This is a genomic window from Mycobacterium sp. 852002-30065_SCH5024008 (assembly GCF_001665645.1).
GTDB classification, from domain to species: Bacteria; Actinomycetota; Actinomycetes; order Mycobacteriales; family Mycobacteriaceae; genus Mycobacterium; species Mycobacterium paraffinicum.
Genome location: NZ_LZSZ01000063.1, coordinates 1 through 9257, shown reverse-complemented (window position 1 = coordinate 9257; position 9257 = coordinate 1). Strand labels below are relative to the sequence as shown.

The 9257-nt window shown below is 68.9% G+C and carries 11 protein-coding genes; 8 read left to right on the top strand and 3 right to left on the bottom strand.

Annotated features, from left to right (window positions below; translation table 11 throughout):
* The first annotated feature begins 18 nt into the window (after positions 1–18).
* Positions 19–525: a hypothetical protein gene (locus A5781_RS07095; protein WP_369817691.1), complete on the top strand. Its 507-nt coding sequence runs from the start codon at positions 19–21 to the stop codon at positions 523–525.
* 176 nt (positions 526–701) lie between these two features.
* Positions 702–1205, top strand: a complete 504-nt coding sequence (locus A5781_RS07090) for a hypothetical protein (protein WP_067203431.1) — start codon at positions 702–704, stop codon at positions 1203–1205.
* Here the strand turns inward: A5781_RS07090 and A5781_RS07085 are convergent.
* The 3 genes from A5781_RS07085 to A5781_RS07075 form a co-directional block, all read right to left on the bottom strand.
* A complete protein-coding gene (locus tag A5781_RS07085; RefSeq protein ID WP_067203213.1) occupies positions 1199–2074 on the bottom strand; it encodes a sigma-70 family RNA polymerase sigma factor in 876 nt (291 codons plus the stop codon). The two genes, A5781_RS07090 and A5781_RS07085, sit on opposite strands and share 7 nt — an antisense overlap.
* Positions 2071–2664: a carboxymuconolactone decarboxylase family protein gene (locus tag A5781_RS07080; protein WP_067203211.1), complete on the bottom strand. Its 594-nt coding sequence runs from the start codon at positions 2662–2664 to the stop codon at positions 2071–2073. The genes A5781_RS07085 and A5781_RS07080 overlap by 4 nt, the downstream gene beginning before the upstream one ends.
* A gap of 74 nt (positions 2665–2738) precedes the next feature.
* The gene (locus A5781_RS07075) at positions 2739–3053 is read right to left on the bottom strand and encodes a type II toxin-antitoxin system VapB family antitoxin (protein WP_066954038.1); all 315 of its coding nucleotides are present in this window, start codon (positions 3051–3053) and stop codon (positions 2739–2741) included.
* 214 nt (positions 3054–3267) lie between these two features.
* Here A5781_RS07075 and hrcA point away from each other — a divergent pair, with 214 nt between their 5' ends.
* The 6 genes from hrcA to A5781_RS07045 form a co-directional block, all read left to right on the top strand.
* Entirely contained in the window at positions 3268–4299 is a 1032-nt protein-coding gene (gene hrcA / locus A5781_RS07070) for a heat-inducible transcriptional repressor HrcA (protein ID WP_067203209.1), read from the top strand.
* A 58-nt stretch (positions 4300–4357) separates the two neighbouring features.
* Positions 4358–5506 carry a molecular chaperone DnaJ gene (gene dnaJ / locus A5781_RS07065; RefSeq protein WP_067203206.1) on the top strand — a complete coding sequence of 383 codons (1149 nt, stop codon included), beginning with the start codon at positions 4358–4360 and terminating at the stop codon, positions 5504–5506.
* A gap of 25 nt (positions 5507–5531) precedes the next feature.
* Entirely contained in the window at positions 5532–6293 is a 762-nt protein-coding gene (locus tag A5781_RS07060) for a 16S rRNA (uracil(1498)-N(3))-methyltransferase (RefSeq protein WP_067203203.1), read from the top strand.
* Positions 6294–6478: 185 nt separating this feature from the next.
* Positions 6479–7537: a PhoH family protein gene (locus A5781_RS07055; protein ID WP_067203200.1), complete on the top strand. Its 1059-nt coding sequence runs from the start codon at positions 6479–6481 to the stop codon at positions 7535–7537.
* Between the two features lie 30 nt (positions 7538–7567).
* The gene (gene ybeY / locus A5781_RS07050; RefSeq protein WP_067203198.1) at positions 7568–8101 is read left to right on the top strand and encodes an rRNA maturation RNase YbeY; all 534 of its coding nucleotides are present in this window, start codon (positions 7568–7570) and stop codon (positions 8099–8101) included.
* On the top strand, positions 8098–9257 hold a 1160-nt coding region (locus A5781_RS07045), incomplete at its 3' end, for a hypothetical protein (RefSeq protein ID WP_067203196.1). The genes ybeY and A5781_RS07045, both read left to right, overlap by 4 nt.

Sequence of the window (9257 nt, the reverse complement as noted above, 5' to 3'; positions counted from 1 at the left end):
GTGAAGACCGTGAAGACCATGACAACTCTTGCCACCGGCGTGGCGGCGTTCGCCGTCGTAGGGGGAGCCGCCGGTGGCGTTTTCGTCGCAGCACCGATGGATCCGGTGCAGCTGGCCGCGGTCGGCGCGCCGCTTCCGCAGGATCCGCCCCCGCCGCCGCCGGCGCCGGGAGCCCTGCCGACCGCCGAGCAGTTGTCGAACCTGTGTAACCAGGCGACCGATCCGGGCGTTTCGTACACGACCAAGAACAATCTGGTCGAAAACGGCATCAGCCCCAACGAGGGGCACGTCGCCGATCACGATCTGCGCAAGGCCTACCGCAACGGGAACTTTCCTGAGACGTTCGCCGTGACCAACATCGCGCCGGCCGGCCCGAACATGGCCCAGGCCGACGTGGCCATCTCGGGTCCGAAGTTCGCCGGGCCGGTGGAAAAGCACCTGGTTTTCGTCAATCAGGGCGGGAACTGGGTCCTGCAGCACGACGCCGCCATCGCGCTGATCCAGGCGGCGACGGCGACGAACTAGGCGGCTAGAATTCTGGGCGGCCACACAGCCTGCGCACAGGTTGTGCATGTTGTCTTCATATGGCCTGGTCGTAACGTAGCCGTGCCGAGTCGCGAAACAACAGGAGTAGCAGGCGCGCTGACACCCACGCCAGATGTGTGGATCCGTCGAAATTCGTGCCCGTCGAAGGGGGAACCATGAAGACCGTTAAATTGCTCGCCACCAGCGTGGCAGCCTTCGCCGCCATCGGGGGTGCGGCCGCCGGGGTGGCCTCCGTCGCGGCGCCAGTGGATCAGGTGCGGCTGGCCGCGGTGGGCGCGCCTCTACCGCAGGATCCGGCTCCGGCTGCGGCCGCCGACGTCCCGACCGCCGACCAGCTGACCGGCGTGCTGAACAGCCTGGCGGACCCGAGCGTCTCCTTCTCGAGCAAGAGCAACCTGGTGCAAGGCGGCATCAGCGGAATCGAGGCACACGTCGCCGACAAGAAGCTGCAGAAGGCGGCCAAGAACGGCGACCTGCCCCTGTCGTTCGACGTCACGAACATCCAGCCGACCGCGGCCGGTTCGGCCACCGCTGACGTCGCGGTCTCCGGTCCTAAGCTGACTTCGCCGGTCACCCAGAACATCACGTTCGTCAACCAGGGCGGCTGGGTGCTGTCGCGGTCGTCGGCGATGGAGTTGCTGCAGGCCGCCGGTCAGTGATCTGCGCCCAGCGCGCGCAGATCTGATTTTGCGAGGCGTGCGGGGTCGGCGAGCACATCGATCGAGGCCACCAGGCCACCGCGCACCACGAATCCCATGATGGCCGTCGCCCGCCCGGCGACGAAGATGACCGCGCCGGCGGCGCCGTTGACGGTCGCCGGGCGCACCTCGCGGTCCGGGCCCGCGTAGCCGCGGGCCAGCCTCGCCACGGCGGCGGCACCCTCGGCGCGGAAACCGGGGGTGCCGTGGCCGAAGTCGCCGCGCAGCACGACGTCCGGATGCAGCACGGCCACCAGCCGGTCGAAATCGCCGCTGCGGCCCGCCGCGAAGAAGGCGTCGACGGCCTCCCGCTGCGCGGCCGCGTCGCCGTCGGGGGCCGGATCGGCCTCTTCGATGCGTCGGCGCGCCCGGCTGGCCAGCTTGCGGGTGGCCTCCGGCGTCCGGCCGACGATGGGTGCGATCTGGTCGAAGGGCACGGCGAAGACGTCGTGCAGCACGAATGCCAGGCGCTGCTCCGGCTGCAGGCTGTCCAGCACCACGAACAACGCCAGCCCGACCGCGTCGGCCAGCATCGCGCGGTGTTCGGGGTCGAATTCGCCTTCGGCCTCCACGATCGGATCCGGCACGGCCACCGTGAGGCCGCGCGTCCGGCGGTCGCGGAGCATGTTCAAACAGATGCGGGCCACCACCGTGGTGAGCCAGGCGTCCAGGTTGGCGATGTCGTCACAGGCGGTGCCGCTCAGCCGGAGCCACGCCTCCTGCACGGCGTCCTGGGCGTCGTCGATCGAGCCCAGCATGCGGTAGGCGATGGCGCCCAGCTGGGGCCTCGCCGCCTCGAAACGCGCCGTCACCGACGCATCCACGGTCACGTGCGGGCCTCGGGCAGTGCGCAGACCCGGTTGCCGGAGAAGCCGGACGAGCCGATCCCGAGCGCCAGGTTGAAGCGGGCGCGCAGGTTGCCCAGCGTGATCACGTGGGTGAGCCCGACGAGTTGGGCGGTGTCGAAATGCCCGCGCAGCGCATCGAAAAGCTCATCGGTCACCTCCACGGGCGTACGACTGATCGCGGTCGCGTACTCGAGGATCAGCTTGTCGACGCCGGAGAAGCACGAGGCGTTGCGATAGTCCGCCAGGGCGAGCAGTTCCTCGTCGGTGATGCCCCACTGGCGGGCGATCTGTGAACCGAGGTCGATGCAGTACTCGCAGCGCACCGTCGTCGCCGACTTGAGCTCCGCGAGCGCGCGGTGGCGCGGGCTGAGGATGTCCAGCTTCGACTCGGCCTGCTCGAGCTTGCCGTAGGCGTTGAGCAGCCGGGGGATGTGCGCGTACATCCGCAGCGGTTCCAGCATCCCGGCCGTTTCCAGGCCGGTCATCTGTGCCAGCTTGCGCTTGGTGAAGAAGAAGGCGATCTTGGCGCCCAGGCCGGCATCGCGGTCTGAGACCCCTGGCAACCGGGACATGGCGATCCTCCTAGCAAGTTGTGAACCAACGTCCTCGCTAAGTCGACACCCGGCGCGGCGCAAATGTGACCGGCCTAGCCGGGCGGCCCCGGCGCCCGGTCCATGTCGAACACCCGCGCGTGCAACACGGTGCGGTTCCGCAGCGCCGCGCGGACCGCGCGGTGCAGGCCGTCCTCGAGATACGTGACGCCCTTCCACCGCACCGCATGCGGGAAGAGGTCGCCGTAGAAGGTGGAGTCCTCCGACAGCAGGCGGTCCAGCGCGAGCACCGTCGTCGTGGTGACCAGTTCGTCGAGGCGGATCTGCTGCGGCGGAATCTGGGCCCAGTCGCGGTAGGACAGCCCGTGCTCGGGATACGGCTTGCCCTCGCGCACACCCTTGAAGATCATCGCCGGATCTCTCCCGACGCCCAATGCCGCGACCGGTTCATGCTGGACAGGCTAACCGGAAGAGGTGTCGCCAGCCTCGAAGCCACCGCAATTCCAACGGCCGCCGCAGAAGGCCCGCCGCCTGGGCCTCGGCAACGGGCCGCTCCAACGGTTAGCACGGCTTGCGACCCGTAAAATGGACCCGGGTCAGCGCGGCGCAGGGAGGTGACAACGAGTGGGAAGTGCCGACGATCGTCGCTTCGAGGTGCTGCGTGCCATCGTCGCCGATTTCGTTGCCACCAAGGAGCCCATCGGTTCCAAGAGCCTGGTGGAGCGCCATAACTTGGGCGTCTCGTCCGCGACCGTACGCAACGACATGGCGGTGCTCGAGGCCGAGGGCTACATCACGCAGCCGCACACCAGCTCCGGACGCGTGCCCACGGAGAAGGGCTACCGGGAATTCGTCGACCGGCTCCACGACGTCAAGCCGCTGTCCTCGGCCGAGCGCAGCGCGATCCTGAGCTTTCTGGAGTCCGGTGTCGACCTCGACGACGTGCTGCGCCGGGCGGTGCGCCTACTGGCCCAGCTGACCCGCCAGGTGGCCGTGGTCCAGTACCCGACGCTGACGTCGTCCACCGTGCGTCATCTGGAAGTGATCGCACTGACCCCGGCCCGCCTGCTGATGGTGGTCATCACCGACACCGGTCGCGTGGATCAGCGCATCGTCGAACTCGGCGACGTCATCGACGATCACCAGCTGTCCCAGCTCCGCGAGATGCTCGGCCAGGCGTTGGTGGGCAAGAAGCTCTCGGCTGCCTCGATCGCGGTCGCGGACCTGGCCGGACAGCTCCGCGCCCCGGACGGCCTGGGCGACGCCGTCGGCCGCTCGGCGACGGTGTTGCTGGAGTCCTTGGTGGAACACACCGAAGAACGCTTGCTGATGGGCGGGACCGCCAACCTGACGCGCAACGCCGCCGATTTCGGCGGCTCGCTGCGCTCCATCCTGGAAGCGCTCGAGGAGCAGGTGGTGGTGCTGCGGTTGCTGGCGGCCCAGCAGGAAGCCGGTAAGGTGACGGTGCGCATCGGCCATGAGACGGCCGCCGAGCAAATGGCGGGCACCTCGATGGTGACCACCGCCTACGGCACCTCCGACACCGTCTTCGGCGGGATGGGTGTGCTGGGGCCCACCCGGATGGACTATCCGGGAACTATCGCCAGCGTCGCCGCGGTTGCCCTATATATCGGCGAAGTCCTGGGTGCTCGATGAACGCGCACCCGCGGTATGCGCAGGCGCGGGATAAGGACCAGGTTTAGGAGAGTCAGGCGTGGCACGCGACTATTACGGGCTGCTCGGGGTGGGCAGAAACGCCAGCGATGCGGAGATCAAGCGCGCGTACCGCAAGTTGGCCCGCGAGTTGCATCCCGACGTCAACCCGGACGAGGGCGCGCAGGCGAAGTTCAAGGAGATCAGCGTCGCCTACGAGGTGCTGAGCGACCCCGAGAAACGCCGCATCGTCGACCTGGGTGGCGATCCGATGGAAGGCGCCGCCGCGGACGACGGCGGCTTCGGCGGCGGTTTCGGCGGCCTCGGCGACGTGTTCGAGGCCTTCTTCGGCGGCGGCTTCAGCGGTGGCGCGACCTCCCGCGGTCCCATCGGCCGGGTGCGGCCGGGCTCGGACTCGCTGCTGCGGATGCGGCTCGACCTCGAAGAGTGCGCCGCCGGCGTGACCAAGCAGGTCACCGTCGACACCGCGGTGTTGTGCGACCGCTGCCAGGGTAAGGGCACCAACGGCGACTCGGTGCCCGTCCCGTGTGACACGTGCGGCGGCCGCGGCGAGGTCCAGACGGTGCAGCGGTCGCTGTTGGGCCAGGTGATGACCTCTCGGCCGTGCCCCACCTGCCGCGGCGTCGGTGTCGTCATCCCCGATCCCTGCCACCAGTGCATGGGCGACGGCCGGGTGCGGGCCCGCCGCGAGATTAGCGTCAAGATCCCCGCCGGGGTCGGCGACGGCATGCGGGTGCGGCTGGCCGCCCAGGGCGAGGTTGGGCCCGGGGGAGGCCCGGCCGGCGACCTGTACGTCGAGGTTCACGAGCAGGCCCACGACGTGTTCGTGCGCGAGGGTGACGACCTGCATTGCACGGTGTCGGTGCCCATGTTCGATGCGGCGCTGGGCGCCACGGTCACCATCGACGCCATTCTCGACGGCATCAGCGAGGTCACCATTCCGCCTGGCACGCAACCGAATTCGGTCATCACGCTGCGTGGCCACGGGATGCCTCACCTCCGGTCGGGCACCCGGGGCGACCTGCACGTCCACGTCGAGGTGGTAGTGCCCAGCCGGCTGGACCACCGCGACACCGAACTGCTGCGCGAGCTCAAGACCCGGCGCAGCCGCGACGTGCCCGAGGTCCGCTCGACGCACGCCGGCGGCGGCCTGTTCAGCCGGCTGCGCGAAACGTTCACCGGGCGCTAGCCGCGAGCCCGAAAAAGGCGCGTACATGGTCGCGACCCTCTTCTACGTCGACGCGCTGCCCGATACCGGCTCGCTGGCCGTCGTCGGCGGCGACGAGGGGTTTCACGCCGCCACCGTGCGGCGGATACGACCCGGCGAGCAACTGGTCCTCGGCGACGGCGCCGGCGGCCTGGCGCACTGCGAGGTCGAGCACGCCGGCCGCGACGGGTTGCGCGCCCGGGTGCTGAAGCGCTGGAGCGTCGCGGCCGCGCAGCCGCCGGTCACCGTGGTGCAGGCGCTGCCGAAGTCGGACCGTTCGGAGTTGGCCATCGAACTGGCCACCGAAGCCGGCGCCGATGCGTTCCTGGCCTGGCAGGCGGCCCGGTGTGTGGCCAGTTGGCAGGGTGCGCGCGTGGACAAGGGCCTGCGCCGGTGGCGCGCCGTCGCCCGTTCGGCGGCCCGGCAATCCCGACGGGCGCACATCCCGCCCGTTGAGGGCGTGCTGTCCACCGCGGGACTGGCCCAGCGGATCCGCGACGACATGGCCGCCGGAGCCGTGGCGCTGGCGTTGCACGAGTCGGCCACCGACCCGCTGACCAAACTCGATATCGCCCGCGCGACCGCGTTGCTGATCGTGGTAGGGCCCGAAGGCGGGATCGCGCCCGACGAGATCGCCGCGTTGACCGAGGCGGGGGCGGTGCCGGTGCGGCTGGGCCCCCAGGTGCTGCGCACGTCGACCGCCGCGGCGGTGGCGCTGGGGGCGCTCGGCGTGCTCACCCCGCGGTGGGACCACTCCTCCACCCTGTAGGACGTCGGCGATCGCGCCGCGTCGTCGCTGGTCCCGGGCGGGCAGGTGCGGATCGGCACCTCGCGCGGCAACTACCTGACCCCCGCCAATACGCGGCTGAAGGCTGACCAATCTAGGGCCCCGGCGTAGACTTAGGCAGCCGAGCAAACCACCGACAAGCCGAGAAAGCAGGCATCGAGAGCCACGTGACGCCCCGCGAGACCAGCGCTGTTGACGCAGCCGGAGGCCTCCAGGCCAACGCCCAAGTACGCAGCAGCGTCGATGTTCCGCCCGATGTCGTCGTCGGCTTGTTGGGCTCGGCGGACGAAAACCTTCGCGCGCTGGAGCGCAGCCTGAACGCCGACCTGCACGTGCGTGGCAATGCCGTGACCGTCTCGGGCGAGCCGGCCGACGTCGCACTGGCCGAGCGCGCGATTTCCGAATTGGTCGCGATCGTCGCCAACGGTCAGCCGTTGACGCCGGAGGTGGTTCGCCACAGCGTCGCCATGCTGGCCGGCACCGACAACGAGTCGCCGGCCGAAGTGCTCACCCTGGACATCTTGTCGCGGCGCGGCAAAACGATCCGGCCCAAGACGCTGAACCAGAAGCGCTACGTCGACGCGATCGACGCCAACACCATCGTCTTCGGGGTCGGCCCGGCCGGCACCGGCAAGACGTACCTGGCGATGGCCAAGGCGGTCAGCGCGTTGCAGACCAAACAGGTGAACCGCATCATCCTGACCCGGCCGGCGGTGGAAGCCGGTGAGCGCCTTGGCTTTCTGCCGGGCACACTGAGCGAGAAGATCGACCCCTATCTGCGGCCGCTGTATGACGCCCTGTACGACATGATGGATCCCGAGCTGATCCCGAAGCTGATGTCCGCCGGGGTCATCGAGGTCGCGCCGCTGGCGTATATGCGTGGCCGCACACTGAATTCGGCCTTCATCGTCCTCGACGAGGCGCAGAACACCACCGCTGAGCAGATGAAGATGTTCCTCACCCGGCTCGGCTTCGGATCGAAGATGGTCATCACCGGCGACATCACCCAGGTGGATCTTCCCGGTGGCGCCAGGTCGGGCCTGCGGTCGGCGATCGAGATCCTGGACAGCGTCGAGGACATCCACATCGCGGAGCTGACCAGTGTGGACGTGGTGCGCCACCGACTGGTCTCCGAAATCGTCGACGCCTACGCCAAGTTCGAAGAGCCGGGCTTGGGGATGAACCGGGCGGCTCGCCGCGCGTCGGTCTCCCGCGGGCGCCGGTGATGAGGGCTGTGATTGTTTTATGGGCGTCTCATGAGCATTGAAGTGTCCAACGAGTCGGGCATTGACGTCTCCGAAACCGAGTTGATCAGCGTCGCACGGTTTGTCATCGCCAAGATGGACGTCAACCCGGCGGCCGAGCTGTCGATGGTGCTGTTGGACACCGCGGCCATGGCCGACCTGCACATGCGGTGGATGGACCTGCCCGGGCCGACGGACGTGATGAGTTTCCCGATGGACGAGCTCGAGCCGGGTGGCCGGCCCGACGCCCCGGAGCCGGGGCCGTCGATGCTGGGTGACATCGTGCTGTGCCCGGAATTCGCGGCCGGGCAGGCCGATGCGGCGGGGCACAGCCTCGGCCACGAGTTGGCGCTGTTGACCATCCACGGCGTGCTTCATCTGCTGGGCTACGACCACGGCGAGCCGGACGAGGAAAAAGAGATGTTCACCCTCCAGGACCGGTTGCTCGAAGAGTGGGTCGCCGAGCAAGTCGAGGCCTACCGCCAGGACCGACAGCAGGAGCGGGACCGCCAATTGCTGGACAAGTCAAGGTATTTCGAGAATTGAGCCCACGCAAAGCACTCGGGATCGCGGCTGCGGCCGCCATCGCCTTCACACCGATCTCGTTGGTGGCGACCACGATCGGTGTGGCAGAGGCGGCTCCATGCGCCGGCGGGGGGTCGAACCCGACCAGCTGCCAGTGGTGTCAGTATCTGGTGGCGCAGTATCACACCTCCAACGTGTGCTCCCAGGACGCGCCGCCGCGGCGGGCTCAGCCGTCGCCGACCCCGGTGCAGATTCCGGAGATTCCCCCGTACGTCCCGCCCGCCCCGGTGCCGGTGCAGGCCACACCGCTCACTCCGCCGAACCTGCCGCCCGCAAATACGGCCCCGACGATCAACGCCGCGGGCCCCGATGCACCGAGAAACGTTCCGGTGGTGGCACCGCCGAGGGGCCTGGACGTTCCGCCGCAGGCGGTGGCGGCGGCCAAGGCCGCGCCGGTAACGCGGGTCAACCCCGCCGACCCACCGAAGCCGCCCACGCAGCTGGACTTCAACCAGCGGGTGCAGAACGTCGTCAGCACGCATCGGGAAAACGTTGACGTCCTGAAGATCGACAATCAGCGGCTGATACGCCCCCGCCACTGGGATTACGTCGACTACGACGACGCCTATCGTCGCCCGGCTCTGTTCAACCCGCTCAATCAGGCGATGACGTTCCGCTACTTCTACAGCGGCGCTTACCGGGAGGCGTACGTGCCGGCCGGTGCCCGGATCATGCTCGATGCTGCGACCGTCGGCGTGTACCCGTTCACCGCGGTCGGCGACGGCTGGGTGGCGTCAGGCAGCTTCTACGGCGGGGGCTCGGTACCGCCGGAGGGATTCAACGGGCCGCCGGCGCCGGACTACAAGCCGCCGGAGCCGGCGAAGGTGTACAAGACCGTCTTGGTCAATGTTCCCGCCGCCAGCGAGACCGTGGAGGTCGCCCAGGTGGCGGTGGTGGGCCTCGACGATAGCCAACCGGCGGGCAGCCGAGACACCATCTTCCTGCTCGACGACTCCACCCTGGGCTGGGGTCAGGTCAACGACTCCAGCAGCGCCAACGCCCAGATCAGGGTGACCAAGACGCAGTCGCTGCCGGGCGCCGGGCCGACCGACGACGGCAACTTCCTGGTGGTGCTGGCGGTTCGCCCGCACGAGGAGCCCTGTCTCTTATACACATC